24 protein-coding genes and 1 pseudogene are annotated in these 24,365 nt (G+C 46.7%); 18 read left to right on the forward strand and 7 right to left on the reverse strand.

Annotated elements, in window-relative coordinates:
- Positions 1-38: 38 nt before the first annotated feature.
- Both KHO06_RS03335 and KHO06_RS03340 read right to left on the reverse strand, forming a co-directional pair.
- Positions 39-296, reverse strand: a complete 258-nt coding sequence (locus KHO06_RS03335) for a bacteriocin immunity protein (RefSeq protein ID WP_212581958.1) — start codon at positions 294-296, stop codon at positions 39-41.
- Positions 293-2,872, reverse strand: a complete 2,580-nt coding sequence (locus KHO06_RS03340) for an S-type pyocin domain-containing protein (protein ID WP_212581959.1) — start codon at positions 2,870-2,872, stop codon at positions 293-295. The genes KHO06_RS03335 and KHO06_RS03340 overlap by 4 nt, the downstream gene beginning before the upstream one ends.
- Before the next feature lie 313 nt (positions 2,873-3,185).
- Here KHO06_RS03340 and KHO06_RS03345 point away from each other — a divergent pair.
- The 11 genes and pseudogenes from KHO06_RS03345 to pgpA form a co-directional block, all read left to right on the forward strand.
- A pseudogene (locus tag KHO06_RS03345) lies at positions 3,186-3,350 on the forward strand (Crl family RNA polymerase assembly factor); the annotation flags it as partial.
- A gap of 141 nt (positions 3,351-3,491) precedes the next feature.
- Positions 3,492-4,613 carry a glutamate 5-kinase gene (gene proB, locus KHO06_RS03350; RefSeq protein WP_212582100.1) on the forward strand — a complete coding sequence of 374 codons (1,122 nt, stop codon included), beginning with the start codon at positions 3,492-3,494 and terminating at the stop codon, positions 4,611-4,613.
- Between the two features lie 17 nt (positions 4,614-4,630).
- Positions 4,631-5,881 (forward strand): glutamate-5-semialdehyde dehydrogenase, encoded by a 1,251-nt coding sequence (locus tag KHO06_RS03355; RefSeq protein WP_050914337.1) that lies wholly within the window; start codon positions 4,631-4,633, stop codon positions 5,879-5,881.
- A gap of 127 nt (positions 5,882-6,008) precedes the next feature.
- Entirely contained in the window at positions 6,009-6,458 is a 450-nt protein-coding gene (gene nrdR, locus KHO06_RS03360) for a transcriptional regulator NrdR (RefSeq protein WP_005424846.1), read from the forward strand.
- A gap of 7 nt (positions 6,459-6,465) precedes the next feature.
- A complete protein-coding gene (ribD, locus tag KHO06_RS03365) occupies positions 6,466-7,590 on the forward strand; it encodes a bifunctional diaminohydroxyphosphoribosylaminopyrimidine deaminase/5-amino-6-(5-phosphoribosylamino)uracil reductase RibD (RefSeq protein WP_212582101.1) in 1,125 nt (374 codons plus the stop codon).
- Between the two features lie 11 nt (positions 7,591-7,601).
- On the forward strand, positions 7,602-8,255 hold the full coding sequence (locus KHO06_RS03370) for a riboflavin synthase (protein WP_005424876.1): 654 nt from the start codon (positions 7,602-7,604) through the stop codon (positions 8,253-8,255).
- A 159-nt stretch (positions 8,256-8,414) separates the two neighbouring features.
- Positions 8,415-9,524 (forward strand): bifunctional 3,4-dihydroxy-2-butanone-4-phosphate synthase/GTP cyclohydrolase II, encoded by a 1,110-nt coding sequence (ribBA, locus tag KHO06_RS03375; protein ID WP_038891655.1) that lies wholly within the window; start codon positions 8,415-8,417, stop codon positions 9,522-9,524.
- Between the two features lie 169 nt (positions 9,525-9,693).
- Positions 9,694-10,164, forward strand: coding sequence for a 6,7-dimethyl-8-ribityllumazine synthase (gene ribE / locus KHO06_RS03380; protein ID WP_005440184.1), 471 nt, complete (start codon positions 9,694-9,696; stop codon positions 10,162-10,164).
- On the forward strand, positions 10,164-10,631 hold the full coding sequence (nusB, locus tag KHO06_RS03385) for a transcription antitermination factor NusB (RefSeq protein WP_005440182.1): 468 nt from the start codon (positions 10,164-10,166) through the stop codon (positions 10,629-10,631). Before ribE ends, nusB begins: the two co-directional genes overlap by 1 nt.
- 78 nt (positions 10,632-10,709) lie before the next feature.
- Positions 10,710-11,675: a thiamine-phosphate kinase gene (thiL, locus tag KHO06_RS03390; protein ID WP_005530642.1), complete on the forward strand. Its 966-nt coding sequence runs from the start codon at positions 10,710-10,712 to the stop codon at positions 11,673-11,675.
- A gap of 57 nt (positions 11,676-11,732) precedes the next feature.
- Positions 11,733-12,236, forward strand: coding sequence for a phosphatidylglycerophosphatase A (gene pgpA, locus KHO06_RS03395; protein WP_010648210.1), 504 nt, complete (start codon positions 11,733-11,735; stop codon positions 12,234-12,236).
- Between the two features lie 105 nt (positions 12,237-12,341).
- Here pgpA and dxs read toward each other — a convergent pair whose 3' ends face one another.
- Genes dxs through xseB form a run of 3 tightly spaced genes read right to left on the reverse strand, consistent with a single transcriptional unit; the run spans position 12,342 to position 15,375 of the window.
- Positions 12,342-14,207 carry a 1-deoxy-D-xylulose-5-phosphate synthase gene (gene dxs / locus KHO06_RS03400; RefSeq protein WP_045417930.1) on the reverse strand — a complete coding sequence of 622 codons (1,866 nt, stop codon included), beginning with the start codon at positions 14,205-14,207 and terminating at the stop codon, positions 12,342-12,344.
- A 19-nt stretch (positions 14,208-14,226) separates the two neighbouring features.
- Positions 14,227-15,111: a (2E,6E)-farnesyl diphosphate synthase gene (gene ispA / locus KHO06_RS03405; protein ID WP_045370432.1), complete on the reverse strand. Its 885-nt coding sequence runs from the start codon at positions 15,109-15,111 to the stop codon at positions 14,227-14,229.
- Positions 15,112-15,132: 21 nt separating this feature from the next.
- Positions 15,133-15,375: an exodeoxyribonuclease VII small subunit gene (gene xseB / locus KHO06_RS03410; RefSeq protein ID WP_005427560.1), complete on the reverse strand. Its 243-nt coding sequence runs from the start codon at positions 15,373-15,375 to the stop codon at positions 15,133-15,135.
- Positions 15,376-15,640: 265 nt separating this feature from the next.
- Between xseB and pomA the strand changes: the two genes are divergently transcribed.
- From pomA to rlmM, 7 genes are all read left to right on the forward strand, one after another.
- Positions 15,641-16,402 (forward strand): flagellar motor protein PomA, encoded by a 762-nt coding sequence (pomA, locus tag KHO06_RS03415; protein WP_005427558.1) that lies wholly within the window; start codon positions 15,641-15,643, stop codon positions 16,400-16,402.
- 15 nt (positions 16,403-16,417) lie between these two features.
- Positions 16,418-17,362, forward strand: a complete 945-nt coding sequence (locus KHO06_RS03420) for a flagellar motor protein MotB (protein WP_005530654.1) — start codon at positions 16,418-16,420, stop codon at positions 17,360-17,362.
- Between the two features lie 198 nt (positions 17,363-17,560).
- Positions 17,561-19,009 carry a tRNA uracil 4-sulfurtransferase ThiI gene (thiI, locus tag KHO06_RS03425; RefSeq protein ID WP_212582102.1) on the forward strand — a complete coding sequence of 483 codons (1,449 nt, stop codon included), beginning with the start codon at positions 17,561-17,563 and terminating at the stop codon, positions 19,007-19,009.
- 521 nt (positions 19,010-19,530) lie between these two features.
- A complete protein-coding gene (locus KHO06_RS03430; protein ID WP_005447583.1) occupies positions 19,531-20,451 on the forward strand; it encodes a transcriptional regulator GcvA in 921 nt (306 codons plus the stop codon).
- Complete coding sequence (locus tag KHO06_RS03435; protein WP_005447578.1) at positions 20,432-21,055, forward strand: alpha/beta fold hydrolase; 624 nt, start codon at positions 20,432-20,434, stop codon at positions 21,053-21,055. The genes KHO06_RS03430 and KHO06_RS03435 overlap by 20 nt, the downstream gene beginning before the upstream one ends.
- Entirely contained in the window at positions 21,045-21,443 is a 399-nt protein-coding gene (locus KHO06_RS03440) for a DUF423 domain-containing protein (RefSeq protein ID WP_005447577.1), read from the forward strand. Before KHO06_RS03435 ends, KHO06_RS03440 begins: the two co-directional genes overlap by 11 nt.
- Positions 21,440-22,531 (forward strand): 23S rRNA (cytidine(2498)-2'-O)-methyltransferase RlmM, encoded by a 1,092-nt coding sequence (gene rlmM, locus KHO06_RS03445; protein ID WP_033008537.1) that lies wholly within the window; start codon positions 21,440-21,442, stop codon positions 22,529-22,531. The genes KHO06_RS03440 and rlmM overlap by 4 nt, the downstream gene beginning before the upstream one ends.
- A gap of 87 nt (positions 22,532-22,618) precedes the next feature.
- Here rlmM and KHO06_RS03450 read toward each other — a convergent pair whose 3' ends face one another.
- Together KHO06_RS03450 and xni are read right to left on the reverse strand one after the other, a co-directional pair.
- Positions 22,619-23,371 (reverse strand): DNA/RNA non-specific endonuclease, encoded by a 753-nt coding sequence (locus KHO06_RS03450; RefSeq protein WP_212582103.1) that lies wholly within the window; start codon positions 23,369-23,371, stop codon positions 22,619-22,621.
- 193 nt (positions 23,372-23,564) lie between these two features.
- Positions 23,565-24,347, reverse strand: a complete 783-nt coding sequence (xni, locus tag KHO06_RS03455) for a flap endonuclease Xni (RefSeq protein ID WP_005447572.1) — start codon at positions 24,345-24,347, stop codon at positions 23,565-23,567.
- Positions 24,348-24,365 lie beyond the last annotated feature (18 nt).

Here is a 24,365-nt window from a genome sequence, read left to right on the forward strand (position 1 = left end):
TTGACTTTCAAAAGGCGTCACGATGACGCCTTTACTCCTTACTCTTTGAAGCAGGGAAGCCCCTGGCTAACACGCCAATCTTTCACTATTTTTACTATCCCTTCAGGCGTATCCTCACCCGGGTTCTCTGGGTAGTAAATTAAGTCTGAACCCGCAGGATGCTCGGTTATTTCCTCAAAAATATCAAGCAGTTCGTCAAGGACTTCATCTGAATCTGATGCATTCTCTTTAAAAATATCTTCGACAAAGCGCAAGAACTCAGCTTCGTTGTAGTCCGTTATACTTTTTTTACTCACTTCATACCTCTATGAATATCAATATGATTTTTGGGTGTGGTCACTTTTAAATTATCTAAATCGTAAACCTTGCCACCATTCTGCACTTCATCTACATGATGTAGCTCAAAAGATTTTCTCTTTCCTACTTTATCTCGACTTCTTGCTTTAGGAGCCTTCCCTAACCCGATTCGAATTTGGTTTTGTGCATTAAATTGTCCCTTTAAATCGCTGTCTTTAGATACCTCTAACCAGAATGCTTTTCGAAACGCATCAAAGCTGCTGAATTCTTTTCCTCTCAGCTTATCAGCTATTTGAGAGGGTATTGGGGCTCCTAAGTCCTTACCTGCACCTGCCAACCAAATGCCAAAGATATCTTCGCCTTTCCCGGTAACGACTCCGGGCTTATCCCTCGGGCTTTCTTTGTAAACCACATAGAGCGGAGCAATACCTGAGCTTTCCGGGAATACCAAGATCGCATCACGCCAGTCTTTCTCTTCTGGCGCAGGCGTAACCGTGACGTTAGCATCGCTATCCGAGTGGATTGGCGTGACCAGTATATCGTCTTTTTCAAAGCCATCACTATGATCGGGCGTGCTTTGCCAACTTGCTTCACCGTTTTCTTCTGGTGTCCAATAGATGGTTGGTCCGTTCTTTTCAATCGCAACGGACAGTTGGCCATTATTTCCCTGTTTCACGTATTTGATGGGGATGCGCGTGTCGTCTACATGATAGCCCTGCACGTGCGGGTAAAACTCTCCATCTTGGGGCTCGGTAATGTGGACACGAACGCGGCTTTGCGCCGTGGTCACCTGGCGTAAATCTTGGTCTGTGTATTGGGTGTTATCGCCAAACAAGCTTTGCTGCATGGCAAACAAGGCGCCAATGCCTTCTACTTGCCAGCGGTAGCCCTCAACGATTTTATCTTTCAATGTACCTGCCAGTTTATCCAACTGCATCGCCGCGGTTTGGGTTTGTTGCGTTTGCTCTGGTGAGCCGGCGACAGCTGCGGAACTTCCCATGGCCATTTGTGCTTGTGTTGCTTGAATGGCGGGTATGACAGCGGCAGGATTTGCATTCGCTTGCGCAAAGAAGAATGACCAAGGGCCGAAGTTACTGATTGACTCTTGTTGGTCACCAATTTCAATACACCCTTCTGGCCTGGTGCAGGATTTAGCGAACACGAGCGAGCTTGTGGCGTCTTTTAAGTTAAGGATGGCGACATCACCTTCGACGAAATCGGCAGCGTTGATGGCTCTATGGGTGGTTAGCCAAAGTAATGCGTCGCTGTGCTGATAATGGCTGTTGCGGATGTTGTTGTAAGTTTGTGGGCGCAGTGGCGGAAAGGTGTCCTTTTTGTCCGGTGCTTGTTTTTGCTGTGCTTCTGCAACAACAATTTCATCACCAATTGCGAGTGATAGAGGGTCGGCCTCAAACACTGGGTTAAGCGAGAGCAAGGCTTTAGCTCCCATACCATACTGTTCAGCTATGCTCTGCCAGGTTTCCCCCGCAACTACGATGTGCGTTGCTGCGGTTTGTTCTGCTTCCGTCTCATCGTTGTTATCTTCTACGCGTGCTTCTTCCGGCTGTTTAGCTGCATCAAACAGTGCAGGAATATCCAACTTTATCCCGTTTTCGCTCAGCCAATCTTCACTGAGGTTATCGAGCTCTTCTCGTGTGATTTGGCGCTCAAGATAAATGATGAATTGGTTCTCAAGGACTTGGTTGGCCAACTTCCAATACACCAATATAGCGCTTTGGTCTTTGGTAAAACCACGCTCATTATTGAGCTTGTCTTGTGTCGATCGCGTAGCGTAAAACGCCCACTTTTCTTGTCCGAGAATTTTGTACTCTTGGACCAGTTCACCATCATTAAAGTGGTAGTAATAGCCCTCTGTCGGCAAGCCTAGGCGTTCGCCCAATCGTACAGCCGGAACGACAGGTATAAAACCTTCCTCAGTTTTATGGCTGCCAGCTTTTTGTAGTGTGACGGCTTCCAGTGGCGTCAGCCCGAGATTGTCATCGGCGATGTGGATATTTAAACGCTTTGGCTCATCAAACACACATAACGCTGTGTAGCGGGTACCTTGCTCGGTATTGGCTTGCTCCCAGCGGGTTACCGCGTTCTCTTTTTCAGTTTTCGCTAAAGCAAAGTCACTGTGCACCATTTTCTTTATGGTGGCATCCGAGCAGCCAACTTCGAAGCTGTACTCGAATTCCTTGGTGATCTCCTCTTCACTTTCGGTTGCTATTGGCTGCGGCGTGTAAGCTCGTTCGAGTGTCGCGGTCTCTACAATACGTGTGCTGTACCCTCCCGTTGCTCTGGGGATTTTAGTCTTTGCTAACAATTCCTTAGTCGCATCATCCGAAAATGCAGAGATAACCTCAGAGTTTAGGCGCCATGTTTTAGGACCAATTGGGTCGTTGTAACTCAGAAGTGCGGGAATTTGAGGTGTATCACTCACGAGTACGAGCTTACCCTCGTGGAGGTGTTGTTTTAGCTGCTCAAAGGTAAGATGAGCAGGAATAGCAGAGACGACATCTGCTTCCGCGAGGTTGTGGAAGTTGCCCTCTATCAACCCGAATTCATGGGACATCAATTCCGAAAGCGGGAGAACTTTGTATGACACGATTTAACCCAAGTTAAGCCAATAATGCCTCTACTTCGCAAAAATCACGCCATTTGCATTAGTCATTAAAAACAATGGGTTACATATACAGTGCTATTAGGTTGTTCAAAATATTGTCGAATTTTCTAATTTATTGGAAATCTAGCCAACTTATTGCGGAGACTTCGAAAGGTAGGTGGGAATTTTGAATAGTATGCCTAAAGGTTATGCATACTAATTATAATCGCTTTAAAATCAGTATCATATGAATAATATTATGAGAATTATAGTTCTATTTGATAAATACAACAAAGAAGGGGATTGGACTTCAGAACCACTACCCGCCAAGGTGACAGAAGAAGTGTACCTGACGCAGAGTACCTTCCACCAGAAGCTGACAGACACAGTAGCTGAGCATTTCAAACTGGAAGTGGAATATCACACTGAATCGTTTGATTTCGCCTAATTTGGCTGTTTTCCTCCTCGATAAGACAAAAAGGTGCGTTTTCGCACCTTTTCTGCTTGTTAAATCCCCATTTGATTGCTAAAACATCCACTCTTTATTTGTTTTTCATTTCAGAAGACATCATGACAACGAATCAACAGAATGCAGTTGTTTTCGCAACCACAAACCGTCGTTGTGAAACTGGGTACAAGTGTGCTGACAGGCGGCACTTTGGCGTTAAACCGTGCTCATATGGTAGAGCTGGCTCGTCAATGTGCTGAGCTAAAAAAACAAGGCCATTCAGTAGTAATGGTTTCGTCTGGTGCGATTGCAGCAGGCCGTGAGCATCTTGGATACCCCGCACTGCCCAACGAGATGGCGAGCAAACAGTTGCTTGCTGCTGTGGGCCAGAGCCGTTTGATTCAAACATGGGAGTCTTTGTTTGGCATTTATGGCATCAAAATTGGTCAGATGCTGCTAACTCGTGCGGATTTGGACGATCGCGAGCGTTTCCTAAATGCGCGTGACACCATCAATGCTCTGGTTGCAAACGACATTATTCCTATCGTGAACGAAAACGATGCGGTAGCAACCAACGAGATCAAAGTTGGTGACAACGATAACTTATCTGCTTTGGTGGGGATTTTGTGCGGTGCAGACAAATTACTGCTGCTGACTGACCAAAAAGGTTTGTTTACCGCAGACCCTCGTAAAGATCCAAATGCCGAACTGATCAAAGAAGTGAAAACCATCGATGATACTTTGCGTAAGATTGCGGGTGGTAGCGGCACAACGCTGGGTACTGGCGGCATGGCAACCAAGCTTCAGGCGGCAGACATCGCTCGACGTGCAGGCATTGAGGTGATCATCGCAGCAGGTAGTGCACCAAATGTTATCTTTGACTCATTGAGCTCAGAGCCACAAGGCACGCGTTTCCTTCCTTGTGAAGAAGCGCTAGAAAACCGTAAACGCTGGATCTTGGCGGGCCCTGCAGCATCTGGTGACATCATTATCGACGATGGCGCAGTGAATGCGGTTGTTGGCAAAGGTAGCAGCCTGCTTGCAAAAGGCGTTATTAAGGTGAGCGGTGACTTTGCTCGTGGCGAAGTGGCGCGCGTAACAAACTCTCACGGCAAACTGGTTGCTCGTGGTATCAGCGCCTACTCAAGTGAAGACCTCGCGAAAATCGCCGGTAAGCACAGTAAAGATATCATCTCTATTTTGGGTCATGACTACGGCTCAGAAGTGATTCATCGCGATGATCTTGTCGTCATTCAAGAATAGAAATTGAGGGAAGCAAAGTGGATTTAACGAATATGGGTAAAGCTGCCAAAGATGCAGCTTTCGAATTGGCGACAGCGTCAACCGCACAAAAGAACCAAGCACTAGCGATCATTGCTGATGAGCTAGAAGCTAACGCAGCAACTATTTTGGCTGCAAACGCAAAAGACATCGAACTGGGCCGCGAAGCGGGTCTAACCGACGCTCTACTTGACCGACTTCTATTGAACGAAGAGCGTCTAACAGGCATTGCCAATGACGTGCGTAACGTAATCAGTCTAAATGACCCTGTGGGCAGCGAGATTGACAGTAAAGTGCTAGAAAACGGCATGTCTCTGTCTCGTCGTCGCGTGCCACTTGGTGTGGTTGGCGTGATTTACGAAGCGCGTCCAAACGTAACCATCGATATTGCTGCACTGTGTCTAAAAACCGGTAACGCAAGCATCCTTCGTGGTGGCAAAGAGACGTTCTTTTCTAACATGGAACTGGTAAAGGTTATTCAATCTGCACTAGCGAAAGCGAACTTGCCGGCGGCTTCTGTTCAATACATTGAAAAGCCAGACCGCGAGTTGGTTTCTCAACTGCTAAAACTAGACGATTACGTCGATATGATCATTCCACGTGGTGGCGCTGGCCTACACAAAATGTGTAAAGAGAACAGCACCATTCCAGTGATCATTGGTGGTTTTGGGATTAGCCACATTTTTGTTGATGAATCAGCGGATCTAGAAAAATCATTGAACGTTGTTGAGAACTCAAAAGTTCAACGTCCTTCAGCATGTAACTCGTTAGATACTCTGCTTGTTCATGAAAAAGTGGCAGCGCAATTCCTAGCAATGATTGTAGAGCGCATGAACGACAAAGTGACCTTCGTTGCAGAGCAAAAAGCAAAAGCGCTCATGGCGCAAGCAAAGCAAATTCGTGATGCGGGTGAAGGCGATTTTGATACGGAATGGCTAAGTTACACGCTTGGTGTAAAAGTGGTTGCTGATGTGAAAGAAGCGATCAATCACATGCGTGTTCACAACGCGAGTCACTCAGATGCGATCATGACTAACAGCCTAGAAAACTCAGAGTTGTTCATCAACTCAGTGGGTTCTGCCGCAGTCTACGTCAATGCGGCAACACGCTTTACGGATGGTGCTCAGTTTGGTCTTGGTGCAGAAGTAGCGGTATCCACTCAGAAACTGCATGCACGTGGTCCTATGGGCTTGGAAGAGCTAACCAGCTACAAATGGGTTGGTAAAGCAAACTACCTAGCACGCAGTTAACAGAAAACGTCTGATATTGATTGAAAAAGGGGCAGTAGTGCCCCTTTTTGTTTTCTCTAACATAGCAATTCCGCTACACTAGTCTTGCTTTTGGGACGAACCCAATCGCACGCTATTTGGAGGTGATATGCATTGTCCTTTTTGTTCTGAGAACGATACAAAAGTAATTGATTCCCGCTTAGTCGCTGACGGCCATCAGGTTCGTCGTCGTCGCCAGTGTCTTGCATGTAGCGAACGTTTTACTACGTTTGAAACGGCAGAATTGGTGATGCCGAAAGTGATTAAGTCAAACGGCAACCGCGAACCCTTCGACGAAGACAAGATGGTCGGTGGTATACAGCGCGCCCTAGAAAAACGTCCAGTGAGTGCCGATTCTATCGAGCTCGCGATTAGCATGATTAAGTCACAACTACGTGCCACTGGTGAGCGTGAAGTACCTAGCGAGATGATTGGTAATCTAGTTATGGACCAATTAAAAGAGCTGGATAAAGTCGCTTATATCCGTTTCGCATCGGTTTACCGCAGCTTTGAAGACATCCGTGAATTTGGCGAAGAAATTGCACGTCTAGAAGACTGATTGAATCATGGCTCAACACAACACTTCTTCACTATTTACCTCTCAAGATTTCGAAATGATGTCGCGTGCGCTCATGCTGGCGAAGCGCGGCATTTATACGACGGCTCCGAATCCTAATGTAGGCTGTGTTATTGTCCGTGATGGTGAGATAGTTGGCGAAGGTCATCATCACCGTGCAGGCGAGCCTCATGCCGAAGTCCACGCCATGCGTATGGCGGGGGATAAAACCCAAGGTGCGACAGCTTACGTAACGTTGGAGCCTTGTTCTCACTATGGCCGCACGCCACCTTGTGCTGAAGGGCTCATCAAAGCCAAAGTCGCACGCGTTGTCTGTGCGATGGAAGATCCCAACCCGAAAGTCGCAGGGCGCGGTTTTCAAATGCTGCGTGATGCAGGGGTAGAAGTTCAGGTCGGCTTGTTAGAAAGCGAAGCTATTGAACTGAACAAAGGCTTCATCAAATTCATGCAAACGGGCATGCCATACATTCAGTTGAAAATGGCAGCCAGCCTCGATGGGCAAAGTGCACTCAATAATGGTCAGAGTCAATGGATCACCTCCCCAAAGGCTCGCCAAGATGTGCAGCGTTATCGTGCATTGAGCGGTGGGCTTCTCTCAACCAGCAAAACTGTGATTGATGACAATGCGTCATTGAATGTTCGCTGGGAGGATTTGCCAAAAAGCGTGCAAACGCAGTATCCCCAAGAAGATGTCCGTCAGCCTCCGCGCGTTATTTTCGATCGCAAGTCTCAACTTAGTGATGATCTAAAGCTATTCAATACTGACGGTGAGCGTATCATTGTCAGCCAAGGTGGCGATATGGCCCCTGAACTGGATGAAAATGGCCAAATTGACTTAGCGGCGACACTAAGAAATGTCGCAAGCGGATACCATATCAATCACTTGTGGGTCGAGGCTGGAGCGACGCTCGCGAGTTCGTTAATCAAAGCTAACCTTGTAGATGAACTGATTGTTTATCTTGCACCCAAATTGATGGGCAGCGATGGACGAGGCTTGATTGGTGCTCTTGGGTTAACTGAGATGGCCCAAGTTATCGATTTAACTATTACCGATGTTCGAATGGTGGGTGTGGATATTCGCATTACCGCAACCGTCAAACGCAACCAAAGCTAGAAAGAAGCATTATGTTTACAGGAATTGTAGAGGCAGTTGGCAAGCTGACTGCTATTACGCCAAAAGGCGAAGACATCACCGTAACGGTAGAAGTAGGCAAGTTGGATATGTCTGACGTTAAGTTAGGCGACAGTATCGCGACCAATGGTGTGTGTTTGACAGTCGTAGACTTCGGTAGTCACTACTACAGTGCGGATTTGTCACTGGAAACGCTGAACAAAACCGGTTTTGCTGCTTACCAAGTTGGTGACAAAGTGAACCTCGAAAAAGCCATGCTACCGACCACTCGTTTTGGTGGCCACATTGTGTCCGGTCACGTCGATGGCGTGGGTGTGATTGTTGAGCGTAACCAAGTCGGCCGTGCGATTGAATTTTGGGTTGAGATGCCAGCGGAAATTTGTAAGTACGTGGCAGAAAAAGGCTCTATCACAGTGGATGGCATTAGTCTGACCGTCAACGACCTACGTAAGAATGGTTTTAAATTAACGATTGTTCCTCACACTAGTGAAGAGACGACCATCGATCAGTTCCAAGTCGGTCGTAAAGTAAACCTAGAAGTGGACGTGTTAGCTCGCTACATGGAGCGTTTGCTACAAGGTCAAAAAGAAGAGTCGCAAGAATCACGAATTACCATGGACTTCTTGCAGCAAAATGGTTTTGCTTAAACGAAACCGACCACAATCACAGAACGTTATCAGGTTAATTGACTTAATAAAGGTTGGCTTCAAACTGCTTTGCTGACCAAAGCCAGTAGACGTAACTCAACGAAACGTTAAACGCATTGCCGCTGCAATAATAAATTTTTGAATAACGGGAAACAGAATATGCCTATCAGCACGCCTCAAGAGATTATTGATGACATTCGCGCAGGCAAAATGGTCATCCTGATGGATGATGAAGACCGCGAGAATGAAGGTGATTTGATCATGGCTGCCGAGCACATTACGCCGGAAGCTATCAACTTTATGGCTACGCATGGCCGTGGCTTAATCTGTCTAACCATGACAAAAACTCGTTGTGAGAGCCTTGGTCTTCCGCCAATGGTGCAAGACAACAACGCACAATACACCACCAACTTTACCGTTTCTATTGAAGCGGCTGAAGGTGTAACAACGGGTATTTCTGCAGCTGACCGCGCTCGCACTGTACAAGCTGCAGTCGCGCCAAACGCAAAAGCGGCGGACTTAGTACAACCGGGTCACATCTTTCCTCTAGCAGCACAAGATGGCGGTGTTCTAACTCGTGCAGGCCACACTGAGGCTGGTTGTGATTTAGCTCGTCTGGCTGGTCTTGAGCCAGCATCGGTTATCGTTGAGATCCTAAACGACGATGGCACGATGGCGCGCCGCCCAGATTTAGAAGTGTTCGCTGAAAAGCACGGTTTGAAACTGGGTACCATTGCGGATCTTATCGAATACCGCAACAACACAGAAACGACCATTGAACGTGTGGCAGAATGCGCACTACCAACGGAGTTCGGCGAGTTTACGCTGGTGACTTACAAAGACACTATCGATAACCAAGTGCATTACGCAATGTGCAAAGGTGACCTAACAGAAGATGCGCCATTGGTTCGTGTCCACCTACAAGATGTCTTTACCGATGTACTTCGTAGTGACCGCAATGCAGAGCGCAGTTGGACATTAGAGAAGGCAATGAAGCGCATTGGCGAAGAGGGTGGAGTATTGGTTGTACTTGGCAATGAAGAGTCAACCGATCTACTTGTTCACCGTGTGAAGATGTTTGAAGCACAAGATAAAGGTGAAGCCCCAACACTTGCTAAGAAACAAGGCACTTCTCGCCGTGTAGGCGTTGGTTCGCAAATTCTTGCTGACCTAGGCGTACACGATATGCGTCTGCTTTCTTCGACCAACAAAAAGTACCACGCGCTAGGCGGTTTTGGCCTGAACGTAGTTGAGTACGTCTGCGAATAACAACTGACTTACAGGTACCTAGTCTTGCGAGCACTTATCATCGTTAAGGCTAGGAACTCGTGATTCGTCTCCAATTTCCATTAGATATTGCTCACAAATTTGTGATAGAATCCGGCGATTCTCACTTGATGAACAATTTTCACTTATAAATAGAGTTAAAGGAAAGCTTATGAAAGTGATCGAGGGTGGCTTCCCAGCGCCAAATGCAAAAATTGCTATCGTTATTTCTCGTTTCAACAGTTTTATTAACGAAAGCCTACTATCTGGTGCGATCGATACACTAAAGCGTCACGGACAAGTAAGCGAAGACAACATCACTGTTGTTCGTTGTCCAGGTGCCGTAGAACTACCTCTGGTAGCTCAACGTGTTGCTAAGACTGGTAAGTACGATGCAATCGTATCTCTAGGTACAGTAATCCGTGGCGGTACACCACACTTTGACTATGTTTGTAGTGAGTGTAACAAGGGTCTTGCACAAGTTTCTCTGGAATACAGTCTTCCAGTGGCGTTTGGCGTACTGACTGTTGATACTATCGATCAAGCGATTGAACGCGCAGGAACCAAGGCTGGTAATAAAGGTGCAGAGGCTGCACTAAGCGCACTTGAAATGATTAACGTACTATCTGAAATTGATTCCTAATGGGGGCCAGTGTGAAACCAGCCGCACGTCGTAACGCACGTCAATTCGCGCTACAAGCGATCTACTCATGGCAAATTACTAAAGACAATGTTGCCACGATCGAAGAACAGTTTTTGTCTGGCGACAAATACGATGAAGAAGAACTTCACGCATCTGAGCCTGCACTAGCTGCTCCAGAAACAGACGTAGCTTACTTCCGTGAACTACTAAGCGGTGTTGTACTTAGCCACTCTGAGCTAGATAGCAAAATCCGTCCATACGTGTCACGTCCAATGCAGGACCTAGACATGATGGAACTTGCTCTTCTTCGCCTTGCTATGTACGAGATGACTCGTCGCGAAGATGTTCCTTACAAAGTGGTAATCAACGAAGCGATTGAACTTGCAAAAGTATTCGCGGCAGAAGACAGCCACAAATTTGTGAATGGTGTGCTAGATAAAGCGGCGCCACACGTACGTAAGAAATAACGATTTCTTCATTAAAAAGGTCAGCAGATGCTGACCTTTTTTGTATCAAAAGCTTTTACATCAAACAGTAAGTGAACAATGTCTGGTGAATTTAATCTGATCGATAAGTACTTTGTTGGACGCCAAAACCAGCGCAAAGACGTACACCTAGCGGCAGGTGACGATTGTGCGTTAGTGAAAGCGCCAGACAACGTACAAATTGCCATTAGCACCGATACGCTGGTGGCTGGTACTCATTTTCTTGCCGATGCCAACCCTGCTTGGGTCGCGCATAAGGCGCTGGCCTCTAACATCAGTGATTTGGCTGCAATGGGTGCAACCCCAGCTTGGGTGAGCTTTGCATTGACCATGCCTGAGCCAGATGAAGCATGGCTTGCACCCTTCTGTGATGCATTTTTTGAGCTGGCAGACTACTTTGGTATTCAACTCATTGGCGGTGATACCACCAAAGGTCCACTAAGCCTGACGCTTACGGTGCAAGGCTTTGTACCAGAGGGCAAAGCTTTGACTCGTTCTGGAGCAAAAGTCGGTGACTGGGTGTATGTGACAGGTAACCTTGGTGATGCCAAAGCTGGTCTGGATGTGATTTTGGATGATTCACTGCGCTCTCGCATTGCAGCGCCAGAGCTTGAAAAAGCACATTATCTCAGTACACCTCGCGTATTAGCCGGACAAGCACTCATTGGGTTGGCTTCGTCGGCGATTGATATTTCTGATGGTTTGATCTCTGATATCAAGCACATTCTCAAACGTTCTGATGTGGGTGTTAGCCTAGATGTCTCCCAGCTGCCGATATCTTCAGAATTAGTTCAGTTTTTAGATGATAAGGTCAGCGCTCAGCAGTATGCTTTATCAAGTGGTGAAGAGTACGAGCTGTGTTTTACTGTGCCAGAGCAGAACCACGGCTCATTGCAAAGCGCACTGTCGCACACGGGATGTAAAGTCACGTGTATTGGTCAGATTCGACCAAGAGGCACGTTTGAGCTGCACGATAACAATCAACCTCTTGATTGGGATCTCAGTGGCTTTGACCACTTTAAATAATCTGAGCTAGGCGTTAGCCTAAGATTGATACCAAACTTGCAGTATAGGTTTAAGGAAATGACCAACCCTCTCTCTCTGATTTCATTAAAGAACCCGTGGCATCTTTTGGCGACAGGTTTTGGTAGCGGCTTATCACCAGTGGTGCCTGGGACAATGGGGACGCTTGCGGCGGTGCCTTTGTTCCTCCTGTTGGCACAACTGCCTTTTCCACTTTATGTGGTTGTCGTGCTTTTCTCTTGCGTGATTGGCATTAAGATTTGCCAAGTGACATCAGATGACATGGGCGTTCACGACCATGGCTCTATCGTGTGGGATGAGTTTGCGGGCTTTTGGATCACCATGAGCCTTGTGCCAGCATTGAATATTCCAGTGACGGAATGGAAGTGGCTACTAACTGGCTTTATCTTGTTCCGCTTCTTTGACATGGTAAAACCATGGCCAATAGGTTGGTTGGATAAACGTGTTCACGGCGGTTTAGGTATCATGATTGATGATATCGTGGCAGGCATTATGGCGGGTATCGCACTGTTTTTAGTGGCGAAATACGCAGGCTGGATGTAGTACTTATCGCGTAGTACTTATGGCATAGTACTGACAATCGACAAATAAACAAAAGGGATGCCACGGCATCCCTTTTCTGTGTTTACTTCGTTGTATTACGTACGCTTACTTAGCTAAGTAATCGTTGATCGACTTCTCGATGCCTTTCGCATCTAAGCCAAGCTCTTCGTGTAGCTCGTCTTGTGTGCCTTGAGGAACGAAGCGATCTGGCAAGCCAAGATTCAGTACCGGCATGATGATCTTATCTTGCATCATAAACTCAACCACACCCGCACCAGCACCACCAGCAATCGCGTTTTCTTCAAGCGTAACTAGCACATCGTGCTCAGCTGCTAGCTGTCGGATCAAGGCTTCATCAAGTGGCTTAACAAAGCGCATGTCTGCTACCGTTGCATTTAGGCTTTCAGCCGCTTCTAGTGCGTTACCTAGGAAGGTACCGAAGCTTAGAATTGCCACTTTCTCGCCTTTTCGAACGATACGACCTTTACCGATTTCAAGTGCAGTGAAGTCTTTTTCGATTTCTGTGCCCATGCCGCTACCGCGTGGGTAACGAACCGCGCTTGGGCCTGTGTGCTTATGACCCGTGTACAGCATTTGACGACATTCGTTTTCGTCACTTGGAGCCATGATCACCATGTTCGGGATACAACGCATGAAGCTCAGATCGAACGCACCTTGGTGGGTTTGGCCATCGGCGCCAACCAGACCAGCACGGTCGATAGCGAACATCACCGGTAAGTCCATGATCGCTACATCGTGGATCAACTGGTCGTAACCACGCTGTAGGAAGGTAGAGTAGATTGCTACAATCGGATGATCGCCCGCAATTGCCATACCTGTCGCGAGAGTCACGGCGTGCTGCTCTGCAATCGCGACGTCAAAGTACTGCTCTGGGTACTCTTTCGAGAAGCGAACCATACCAGAGCCTTCACGCATCGCTGGCGTAATTGCCATCAGCTTAGGATCTTGCGCCGCCATGTCACATAGGAAATCACCAAAGATCTTAGAGAAGGTCGGCTTGCCACCGCTGCTCTTCGGCAAACTGTTATGTGATGGGTCGAACTTTGGTACACCGTGGTAACCAATAGGATCTTTTTCTGCTGGCTCATAACCTTTGCCTTTCTTGGTCATGATGTGCAGGAATTGAGGGCCTTTCAGCTCACGCATGTTTTTCAGCGTTTTGACTAGCTCATTCACATCGTGTCCATCAATAGGGCCGATGTAGTTGAAGCCTAGCTCTTCGAATAACGTGCCAGGAACAACCATGCCTTTTAGGTGCTCTTCCGTACGACGAACCAGCTCTTTAATTGGTGGAACGCCAGACAACACTTTCTTACCGCCTTCACGGATAGAGGTGTATAGGCTGCCAGAAAGGACTTTAGCAAGGTGGTTGTTCAGTGCGCCTACGTTTTCTGAGATCGACATTTCGTTATCGTTCAGAATCACCAGCATATCTGGGTGAACGTCACCAGCGTGGTTCATCGCTTCGAAAGCCATACCAGCGGTGATTGCACCGTCGCCAATAACGCTGACCACTTTACGACCTTCACCTTCTTTTTGCGCACTGATGGCCATGCCAAGACCTGCACTGATAGAAGTAGATGAGTGACCAACGGATAGGGTGTCGTATTCGCTCTCTTCACGCCATGGGAATGGGTGAAGACCGTCTTTCTGACGGATAGTTGGCATCTGATCACGACGACCAGTGAGAATCTTGTGTGGGTAAGCCTGATGGCCTACGTCCCAGATCAACTGATCTACGGGTGTGTTGTATACATAATGCAGAGCTACGGTTAGCTCTACTGTGCCTAAGCCAGACGCTAAGTGTCCGCTAGACTGACTCACTGAATTTAGCAGATACGTGCGTAGTTCATCGCACAATGTTGGCAATGTTTCTTTCGGAAGAAGACGCAACTCCTCCGGTGTATTTGCTAACGCCAGTGTTGGGTACTTTGAAATATCAAGAGTCATATAAATGCGCGCTTATAGTTTAGTTCTTGCGCTCGATGACATATCGGGCGAACTCTTCGAGTAACTGAGTATTGTATGGGATTGCTTCCAATGCTTGAAGAGCTTCCTGTAGCAGAGTGTGAGCTTTCTCCATTGCTCCCTCCAAACCCAGTAGAGATGGATAAGTACTCTTGTTCAGCTCTTGGTCTGAACCTTGAGGCTTACCCAGTGTTTCTGTGTCACTGATGATATCAAGAATATCGTCTTGAACCTGAAACGCCAAACCAATCGCTTTTGAGTAGCGCTCTAAGTGTGGCAAAACTTCTAGGCCTTTTTCGCCTGCGGCTAACGCGCCCAGTTTTACGGCACAGTTAATCAGTGCACCAGTTTTATTGCGATGAATTTCTTCCAATTCTGCGAGGGATACACGACGATTTTCTGCACCTAAATCCAACGCCTGGCCAAGACACATACCGCCTGCACCAGAGGCTTGCGCTAGAGCTTGTACCATTTTTATACGCTGGTTCTCTGCGTTCGGATTCAGTTCGCCTTCGGCAAGAATGGTGAAGGCAAGTGTTTGAAGTGCATCACCAGTTAGGATGGCTGTTGCTTCGTCAAACTTGATGTGACAAGTTGGTTGACCGCGACGCAAATCATCATCATCCATAGCTGGTAGATCATCATGAATCAGAGAATAGGCATGGATACACTCTATTGCAGAAGCGGGCGTATCAAGATCTTCTGGTTTACAACCCAGCATTTGACCAGTGATGTAAACAAGGAAAGGACGAACACGTTTGCCGCCTAGTAGTAGGCCGTATTTCATCGCTTGAATCAGCGGCTGTTCTTGATGAGGCAGTTGCTCAAGCCACTGATTGAGTTGTTGGTTGTTTCTTTGTTGATAAGACGTCAATGTCTCTTGCATCACATTGCTCACTACTGATAATTATTCTGACTCAGGGTTGAAGTCACTCAGTGGTGCTTCATCATCTTCGCTAAGAAGAATGCTAACGCGCTGTTCGGCGTCGCTCAGTTTAGTTTGACCAGCACGAGCCAGTGCAATGCCACGCTCAAATTTACGTAGGGCATCATCTAGGGCAAGATCGCCATTCTCTAGTTGATCAACCAAGCTATCTAGCTCTTCAATGGTTGCTTCGAAGGTCATGTTTTCTGGTTTCTTGACCGCCATCTTTTATCTGCCTTAATCAAGCCTCTAATAGAATGCACGCAAGTTACCTTAGCCTACTAAGTTGGTCAAATTTAACCTTATATAATTGTCACAAAATTAGCTCTCAACGGGTCTGATGAGACAATCTCGATCATTTAGTTCGAGCCTAAACGATCTTTTTGTGATGTATTGACCAAGATTTTTCTAAAAAAACTGTTCTAGTTGTCGATACAAGTAATAATTCGCCTGACTAGGCAATGTTTAAGTATAGCGAGAGGAGTGCTTTGTGGATTTAGCAACCCTAATAGGTTTGATTGGTGGTTTTGCATTCGTCATTATGGCGATGGTGCTAGGTGGCAGCATTGGCATGTTCGTAGACGTCACCTCAATCCTAATCGTAGTTGGTGGTTCGGCATTTGTTGTGCTGATGAAGTTCACCATGGGGCAGTTCTTCGGCGCGACTAAGATCGCTGGTAAAGCGTTCATGTTTAAAGCGGATGAGCCAGAAGACCTGATCGCTAAGATTGTTGAAATGGCAGACGCGGCACGTAAAGGTGGCTTCCTTGCTCTTGAAGAGATGGAAATCAACAACAGCTTTATGCAGAAAGGCATCGACTTACTAGTCGATGGTCACGATGCAGATGTGGTACGTGCGGCACTACAGAAAGACATTGCACTTACCGACGAGCGTCATACTCAAGGTACCGGTGTATTCCGTGCATTTGGTGACGTAGCCCCTGCGATGGGGATGATCGGTACACTGGTTGGTCTGGTAGCCATGCTTTCAAACATGGATGACCCAAAAGCGATCGGTCCTGCGATGGCGGTAGCGCTTTTGACTACCTTATACGGTGCGGTGCTATCTAACATGGTGTTTTTCCCAATTGCCGACAAGCTTTCGCTGCGCCGCGATCAAGAAACCTTAAACCGTCGTTTGATTATGGATGGCGTTTTGGCAATCCAAGATGGTCAGAACCCACGTGTTATCGACAGTTACCTGAAGAACTACCTCAACGAGGGTAAACGCGCTCTCGAGATCGATGAGTAATCCGGAGGTCATCTGATGGATGAAGATAACAAATGTGATTGTCCACCACCCGGTCTCCCGCTGTGGATGGGGACATTCGCTGACTTGATGTCACTGCTGATGTGTTTCTTCGTATTGCTGCTTTCGTTTTCGGAAATGGACGTACTGAAGTTCAAACAGATTGCGGGTTCGATGAAGTTTGCTTTTGGTGTTCAGAACCAACTTGAAGTGAAGGACATTCCAAAGGGCACCAGCATCATTGCGCAAGAGTTTCGACCGGGTCGCCCGGAACCAACGCCGATTGATGTCATCATGCAGCAAACCATGGACATCACTCAGCAGACGTTGGAGTTCCATGAAGGAGAATCTGACCGAGCGGGTGGTACTAAGCGAGACCAAGGTAAGCTAACGGGTGGCCAATCGCCAGAAACGTCAACGCATAACAACCAATCGGCGGAATCAGACATGCAACAACAGCAGTCTGAACAAACATCGCAAGAGATGGAAACCTTGATGGAAAGCATCAAGAAAGCGTTGGAGCGTGAAATTGAGCAAGGCGCAATTGAGGTCGAAAATCTCGGTCAGCAGATCGTGATTCGAATGCGTGAGAAAGGTGCTTTCCCTGAAGGCTCTGCGTTCTTGCAGCCGAAGTTCAGACCGCTGGTACGCCAGATTGCCGAACTGGTCAAAGACGTACCAGGCATTGTTCGAGTGTCAGGACATACGGATAACCAACCGCTGGATTCTGAGCTGTATCGTTCTAACTGGGATTTGTCGTCGCAAAGAGCGGTGTCGGTTGCCCAAGAGATGGAGAAAGTACGAGGCTTCTCGCACCAACGCTTACGAGTGCGAGGCATGGCCGATACTGAGCCATTAGCGCCAAACGATTCTGATGCGAACCGCGCACTTAACCGCCGTGTTGAAATCAGCATCATGCAAGGTGAGCCACTTTACAGCGAAGAAGTGCCCGTAATTCAATAAGCGAATATTTGTTCTTATACTAAAAGCGAGCGTTAGCTCGCTTTTTTTGTCATTCCATTTCGCTTAGGTGTATAATCTTGCGCCTTTGAAGTGAGCTCAGGCTACCTTTTGTGACCAAGACGCGCTTTTGCTGCGTATGAAGCATCGAGGTGGAGTATCACTCATTGTTGATTGCGAAACTAACCTGCGAACTAGACTATGAAATTTATTGTAAAGCCCCATCCAGAAATTTTTGTAAAAAGTGAATCTGTGCGTAAGCGCTTCACAAAGATTTTAGAGTGCAACATTCGTAACATCGTTAAGAGCCGTACGGAATCTGTCGCGGTATTCAACCGTCGTGATCACATTGAAGTGACCTCTGAGAGTGACGAGTTCCACGCTGAAGTTTTAGAAATCCTGACGCACACGCCGGGTATTCACCACGTTCTTGAAGTAAAGCAAACCGAATTCAAAGACTTGCACGACATTTACGAGCAAGTTTTAGAGCTAAGCGGTTCACTGATCGAAGGCAAGACCTTCGTAGTGCGCGCTAAGCGTCGTGGTAAACACGATTTTACTTCTATTGAGCTAGAGCGTTACGTAGGCGGCGGCCTTAACCAAGCGGTAGAAAGCGCTCGCGTTAAGCTAAGCAAGCCAGACGTAACGATCAACGTTGAAGTAACCAACGACAAGCTAAACCAAGTGTTGGCACGTCACAAAGGCCTAGGTGGTTTCCCTCTAGGTACACAAGAAGACGTACTAAGCCTAATCTCAGGTGGCTTCGACTCTGGTGTTTCAAGCTACCTACACATCAAACGTGGCTCTAAAGTACATTACTGTTTCTTTAACCTAGGTGGTCCAGCGCACGAAATCGGCGTTAAGCAGGTTTCTCACTACCTATGGAACAAATACGGTTCTTCAGCAAAAGTACGTTTCATCTCAGTTGATTTCGAACCAGTAGTGGCTGAAATCCTAGAGAAAGTTGATGACGGCCAAATGGGTGTGATCCTGAAGCGTATGTTCATGCGTGCAGCAGGCATGATTGCTCAGAAGATGAAGATCGAAGCATTGGTAACAGGTGAAGCGCTGGGTCAGGTATCGAGCCAGACGCTGACTAACCTACGCCATATCGATAACGTAACAGATACTCTGATTCTGCGTCCGCTGATCAACTGGGATAAAGAAGACATCATCAACCTAGCGCGTGAAATCGGCACAGAAGACTTTGCGAAGACGATGCCAGAATACTGTGGTGTTATCTCTAAGAAGCCAACTGTTAAAGCGGTGAAAGGCAAGCTAGAAGCAGAAGAAGAGAAATTCGACTTCAGCATCCTTGAGCAAGTGGTTCAAGAAGCTCGTATGATGGACATCCGTGATATCGCAAAAGAGTCACAGGAAGCAGCACCAGAAGTTGAGCAAGTACAAGCAGTAGAAGAAAACGCAATCGTATTGGATATCCGTAGCCCTGAAGAGGAAGACGATAACCCACTAGAAATCGATGGTGTTGATGTTAAACATATTCCATTCTACAAACTGGGTACTCAGTTTGGTGATCTAGACCAAGCTAAGACATACCTACTGTACTGTGACCGTGGTGTGATGAGCCGTCTGCAAGCACTTTACTTGCAAGAGCAAGGTTTCAACAACGTGAAGGTTTACCGCCCATAATCGCGTTGTAATGCTGACAATCACAAAAGCGCAAATTGAGAAATCAGTTTGCGCTTTTTTCGTTTTAGCACGCGCAAAATTTTCCCTAATGAAGTGATAAGATTGAGCTCAATCGCACGCTTCGGGATTTGTATTGATATAACGATAATTAATCCGAAATCAGGATGAAAAGGTGATGTTGATACCAATTTCTGAAGAAGAGGGACAGTGGGATTTTTTAGATAAAAAAACACCGCCTAATAAGGCGGTGCAAGAAATTTGACAGACAGGTCAAAATAAATACAGGAAGTATCTGTTTTGTCACAGGGAGTGTGGACAAAACATATGGTAGAAATCTACCTAACTCGAAATACGAGTTTGCAAACACAACATCGCAACAACGAAGCCAATTGATTCACAAAAGGAATCAAGCCGTTCAGGCTCGTGTTGCGGGATGAAATATAGAATTTATCTGGCTGTTCGGCAACGGACATTTTATAATGTTTCAGATAAAAAAAACTAATCCTACTTGAGGTCCCATAATGTCTCGCAGATTGCCTCCGTTGAATTCACTTCGCGTTTTTGAAGCGGCTGCTCGCCATCTCAGTTTTACCCGTGCTGCTGAAGAGTTGTTTGTTACTCAAGCAGCAGTGAGTCACCAAATTAAAGCGTTAGAAGAGTTCTTATCTTTGAAACTTTTCCGTCGTCGCAACCGCTCTTTGTTGCTAACGGAAGAGGGGCAAAGTTACTTTCTAGACATCAAAGATATTTTCACTTCGATTGCAGAAGCGACCGATAAGGTATTGGAACGTAGTGAAAAAGGTGCGTTGACCATCAGTTTGCCACCAAGTTTTGCAATCCAATGGCTGGTACCTCGCTTGGCGGATTTTAATGCCCAAGAACCGGACATCGATGTGCGTATTAAAGCGGTTGATATGGACGAAGGTTCACTGACTGATGATGTTGATGTGGCTATCTATTATGGTCGTGGTAACTGGCCTGGTTTGCGTGCCGATAAACTCTACCAAGAGTTTTTGATCCCACTTTGTTCACCTTCGTTACTTTTAGGTAACAAACCATTAGAATCTCTAAGTGACCTTAAATTACACACCTTGTTACATGATACCTCTCGTAAAGATTGGAAGCAGTTCGCTCGCCAGCAGAATATCGAAGGCATCAATGTGAACCATGGTCCTATTTTCAGCCACTCGACCATGGTGCTTCAAGCTGCTGCGCACGGGCAAGGTGTCGCTCTAGGTAACAACGTGCTAGCCAAACCTGAAATGGAAGCGGGACGCTTAATCGCGCCATTTGATGAGGTATTGGTGTCGAAGAATGCCTTCTATGTGGTGTGTCACGAACAGCAAGCGGATATGGGACGTATCGCGACGTTTAGGGACTGGATGCTAGCAACTGCAAGAAAAGAACAAGAGGAAGTATTGGATGAGCCATTGGATAGCTGAGGGACCTGAAAACGGACCGCTGTTTATTTTTGCTCACGGCGCAGGGGCAGGCATGGAACACGATTTCATGACTGCCGTCGCCAAAGGATTAGTTGAGCAGGGTATACGCGTGGTGCGTTTTAACTTCCCCTATATGGTTAAGCGAGCGGAAGATGGCAAGAAGCGTCCGCCAGATCGTGCCCCAAAACTTCTTGAAGCTTATGAAGAAGTGATCGCTCACTTTACTTCTCAACCTATTGTGATTGGCGGTAAGTCGATGGGTGGGCGTATGTCGAGCTTACTTGCCGATAATGCGTTGGTGGCGGGTGTTGCCTGTTTAGGTTTTCCTTTTCATCCTCCCGGTAAACCAGAGAAATACAAAGGCGAGCATTTAGCGAGTATCGAAAAGCCAACTTTAATTTTGCAAGGTGAGCGCGATACATTCGGCAAGCGCGAAGAGTTCGAAGGCTTTGCATTATCAGAGCAGGTCACAGTGAGCTTTCTGCCAGACGGTGACCACAGCTTTAAGCCACGTAAGAGCTCTGGCTATACAGAGGCAGGTAACATTGCTTCAACAGTGGAGCAGTTAGCGACATTTATTAAAGAGGTGTCCTGTGAAAAGTAAGTGGTTACTCTCGTTTACTGGTCTTTCTGGCTTAACATCAGTGGCGCTAGGTGCATTTGCTGCACATGGTTTGAAAGCGAAGTTATCGCCTTATTTACTGGGCGTCTTTGAAACCGGCGTTTTGTATCAGTTCATCCATACTTTGGCTATCGCATTTTGTGCGATTTTGCTGTTGCTCAATTTGGGACAAAAAGCACAAAAGTATTTTTTCATCGCGGCGATTTGCTTTATCATCGGCATCTTTTGTTTTAGCGGCAGTCTTTACGCGCTGGCGCTGACGGGCATTAAGTGGTTTGGACCAATTACTCCTATGGGAGGATTCTTGTTCATGATCGGTTGGTGTCTGTTCTTTTTTGCTGCGTTTAATATCAAAGAGGTCTCCAAGTGAAACAACTAATGCTCTATTGCCGTTCTGGCTTTGAGAAAGAGTGTGCTGGTGAAATTCAGGACAAAGCAACACAATTGGAAGTGTATGGCTTCCCTCGTGTGAAGAAAAACTCAGGTTATGTTGTCTTCGAATGTTACCAAGATGGAGACGCAGATAAGCTAGCAAAAGGCTTAGACTTTAGCGCACTGATTTTTGCACGCCAGATGTTTGCTGTGGCTGCCGAGTTTGAAGCGCTACCAAGCGATGACCGTATCAGCCCAATTCTTGCTGAATTGTCTGAAATCGAAGCATTCCCACGTTGTGGCGATCTGCGTATTGAAACTCCCGATACTAACGAAGCGAAAGAGTTATTGAAGTTTTGCCGCAAGTTCACGGTACCAATGCGTCAGGCGATGCGTGGTAAAGGTCTTATGTGGAACAAAGACAACGCGAAGAAGCCAGTACTGCATTTTTGCTTTGTGGCTCCGGGTCATTGTTACGTGGGTTACTCATACCCAGGCAACAACTCGCAGTTCTTCATGGGTATTCCTCGCCTTAAGTTCCCTTCAGATGCACCAAGCCGCTCTACGCTGAAATTAGAAGAAGCATTCCACGTCTTCATTCCGCGTGAGGAATGGGATGAGCGTTTGGCTCCAGGCATGTGGGGTGTCGACCTAGGTGCTTGTCCGGGCGGTTGGACTTACCAATTGGTGAAACGTTCGATGTTTGTTCACTGTGTGGATAACGGCATGATGGCGGATAGCCTAATGGAAACGGGTCAAATTAAACACCACATGGTAGATGGCTTTAAATTTGAACCAGACCGTAAGAACGTTACTTGGATTGTATGTGACATGGTTGAGAAGCCAGCACGCGTTGCGCACCTTATGGGGCAATGGCTGCTAAAAGGTTGGGCGAAAGAAGCGATTTTCAACCTTAAGCTTCCAATGAAAGGTCGTTACGATGAAGTGCTGCAAGATCTTGAAAACCTAAAAATGTTCCTGATTGAGAACAAGGTGAAATTCAAGCTGCAAGCGAAGCACCTATACCATGACCGCGAAGAGATCACGATTCACATTCAATGTCTGTCTAATATCTCACCACACTAAGCTATCGTTTCTATGTGGTTGAACATTTTCAAAAAAGCGCCTAATGCAGGCGCTTTTTTATTGCGGTTTAAGAACCATGACCATTACTTAGTTGCTGGTAGGCCACATCTCTTCCCATTTTACTGATTCCATGTTGTCTTCGATGCTATCTGGCGTTTGAGTAAAAAAGTCTAATCCAGTTTGACGTTCAACTTCGTCAATAGTGGTAATAAAGTTGGCTAACTCTGAGCTTGAAACATCACGATGCGGGACAATGAACGCAATGGCTTCATCAAAGCTTGGATCAAGAATGACTTTGTAAAACGCGCTCGGGATCACCACACCATTACCGATTGTTCCTTCGTTGCCTTGGTAAATCGGTCCAGTCACCACATAAAGTTCGTTGTATTCATTGGCGAGATCACGAACATGTTCTTCTAGAACGCGCCAACCAACTCGGTTAAACCCCGGAAGTTGAGGCGACATGTTGCTCATCAAAAAGCTTTGCTTCATTGACTCTCGGGTGAAGTCCATTGTCGCTGACGGAGCAAGGTGTCCTCTGTCGTAACCTGAGCCTTTGTAGTCCGCTAGGGTAGAGCGCGCGTAATCCGGCATTTCAGTGTCTTCTTTGAAGGAGTTACTGCGTTTGTTGGTGATATTCACGCTTTCAGCGGTAATGTGGTAAGCAACCCAGTCTGCGTTTTTGGTGTCGTAGTTGTACCCAACCGCATAGCCATCTCGGCAGAGGAACTGATCGCTGTTGGTTGAAGGCATACCTTTATCAAGGTGTTGACCGCAAGTTTCAGCAAGAGTAGGGAAGGATAGGAGCGTGACTAAAGATACTAAGATGATGTTTTTCATTATTTTTCTCCGTTATTGGGAGATTTGAAAATAATGAAATTACTCACTAAGACTGTGAATTAGCTTATAAACTAATCAGTATCTTGTAGGTTAATGATGAGGTAAATATCATTGCTGTGAATGTAAAGGGTTACACAACAGATTTTATAAACGTGTTGTCTAACCCAAAACTAGCAGCGTAAAAGAGATGCACTTACTCGGCTTTATTTGGTCCGGTAAAGCGAATGTCTTGCAGATTAAAGCCGAGCTCGATGTCGCATTTCAACGCCGCTACGCGTTTGCATAGACGTGCAGATTCAATGTGTTCATCCAGCTTCTTACGATATTTCGGTACCAGCTCTTCACTTGCGTATGCCGCTTCAATGTCCTCAAACTGAGTGAGAATTTCCTTAGCGGCTTTTGGACCAACACCGGGTACACCCGGTACTTGGCTTGAGCTAATCCCTGTTAAACCCCAGTAGTCGGCAAGCTGAGTGGGTTTCACGCCAAACTCTTTTTCGATAAACGGCTCATCCAACCAACGATGTTGGAAGTAGTCTCGGATTTGCAAAGTTGGGGACAACAATTGGCAATAACCTTTGTCGGTGGAGACGATGGTGACTTTCTCTCCGTGACTTGCGACTTTAGTGGCGAGGGTTGCAACTAAGTCATCCGCTTCATCACCTTCAGATAGCAGTGAGTCGATGCCTTGCTCCCACCACGCTTGTTGAATTGCGTCTAAACCTTGCATCAGGGGCTCTGGCATAGGTTTGCGGTTTTGTTTGTAGTCTGGAAGGATTTCCGCGCGCCAACCTCGGTCTTGCTCGTGGTGATCGAATACCGCGATGATGTGCGTAGGTTGTGCCTCAGATAGGATGCGAGTCAGCGTTCTGCCTGTCGTTGTGATGGTTCTTGCTATGTCAGTTGGATCGGGTTGTGCTGAGTGCACGCGGCGGATCAGGTTTAGGGCATCAATGATAACAAGATGAATAGACATAATGACTTAGCAATAAAA

It is taken from the genome of Vibrio sp. B1FIG11, from assembly GCF_905175335.1.
Lineage (GTDB): Bacteria > Pseudomonadota > Gammaproteobacteria > Enterobacterales > Vibrionaceae > Vibrio > Vibrio campbellii.

Excerpts from the sequence above, each read along its gene's own strand:
- KHO06_RS03340 (WP_212581959.1), bottom strand. The coding sequence starts at position 2,872 with ATGTCCCATGAATTCGGGTTGATAGAGGGCAACTTCCACAACCTCGCG.
- proB (WP_212582100.1), top strand. The coding sequence starts at position 3,492 with ATGCAGTTGTTTTCGCAACCACAAACCGTCGTTGTGAAACTGGGTACA.
- nrdR (WP_005424846.1), top strand. The coding sequence starts at position 6,009 with ATGCATTGTCCTTTTTGTTCTGAGAACGATACAAAAGTAATTGATTCC.
- ribD (WP_212582101.1), top strand. The coding sequence starts at position 6,466 with ATGGCTCAACACAACACTTCTTCACTATTTACCTCTCAAGATTTCGAA.
- KHO06_RS03370 (WP_005424876.1), top strand. The coding sequence starts at position 7,602 with ATGTTTACAGGAATTGTAGAGGCAGTTGGCAAGCTGACTGCTATTACG.
- ribBA (WP_038891655.1), top strand. The coding sequence starts at position 8,415 with ATGCCTATCAGCACGCCTCAAGAGATTATTGATGACATTCGCGCAGGC.
- ribE (WP_005440184.1), top strand. The coding sequence starts at position 9,694 with ATGAAAGTGATCGAGGGTGGCTTCCCAGCGCCAAATGCAAAAATTGCT.
- nusB (WP_005440182.1), top strand. The coding sequence starts at position 10,164 with ATGGGGGCCAGTGTGAAACCAGCCGCACGTCGTAACGCACGTCAATTC.
- thiL (WP_005530642.1), top strand. The coding sequence starts at position 10,710 with ATGTCTGGTGAATTTAATCTGATCGATAAGTACTTTGTTGGACGCCAA.
- pgpA (WP_010648210.1), top strand. The coding sequence starts at position 11,733 with ATGACCAACCCTCTCTCTCTGATTTCATTAAAGAACCCGTGGCATCTT.
- dxs (WP_045417930.1), bottom strand. The coding sequence starts at position 14,207 with ATGACTCTTGATATTTCAAAGTACCCAACACTGGCGTTAGCAAATACA.
- ispA (WP_045370432.1), bottom strand. The coding sequence starts at position 15,111 with ATGCAAGAGACATTGACGTCTTATCAACAAAGAAACAACCAACAACTC.
- xseB (WP_005427560.1), bottom strand. The coding sequence starts at position 15,375 with ATGGCGGTCAAGAAACCAGAAAACATGACCTTCGAAGCAACCATTGAA.
- KHO06_RS03420 (WP_005530654.1), top strand. The coding sequence starts at position 16,418 with ATGGATGAAGATAACAAATGTGATTGTCCACCACCCGGTCTCCCGCTG.
- thiI (WP_212582102.1), top strand. The coding sequence starts at position 17,561 with ATGAAATTTATTGTAAAGCCCCATCCAGAAATTTTTGTAAAAAGTGAA.
- KHO06_RS03430 (WP_005447583.1), top strand. The coding sequence starts at position 19,531 with ATGTCTCGCAGATTGCCTCCGTTGAATTCACTTCGCGTTTTTGAAGCG.
- KHO06_RS03435 (WP_005447578.1), top strand. The coding sequence starts at position 20,432 with ATGAGCCATTGGATAGCTGAGGGACCTGAAAACGGACCGCTGTTTATT.
- KHO06_RS03450 (WP_212582103.1), bottom strand. The coding sequence starts at position 23,371 with ATGAAAAACATCATCTTAGTATCTTTAGTCACGCTCCTATCCTTCCCT.
- xni (WP_005447572.1), bottom strand. The coding sequence starts at position 24,347 with ATGTCTATTCATCTTGTTATCATTGATGCCCTAAACCTGATCCGCCGC.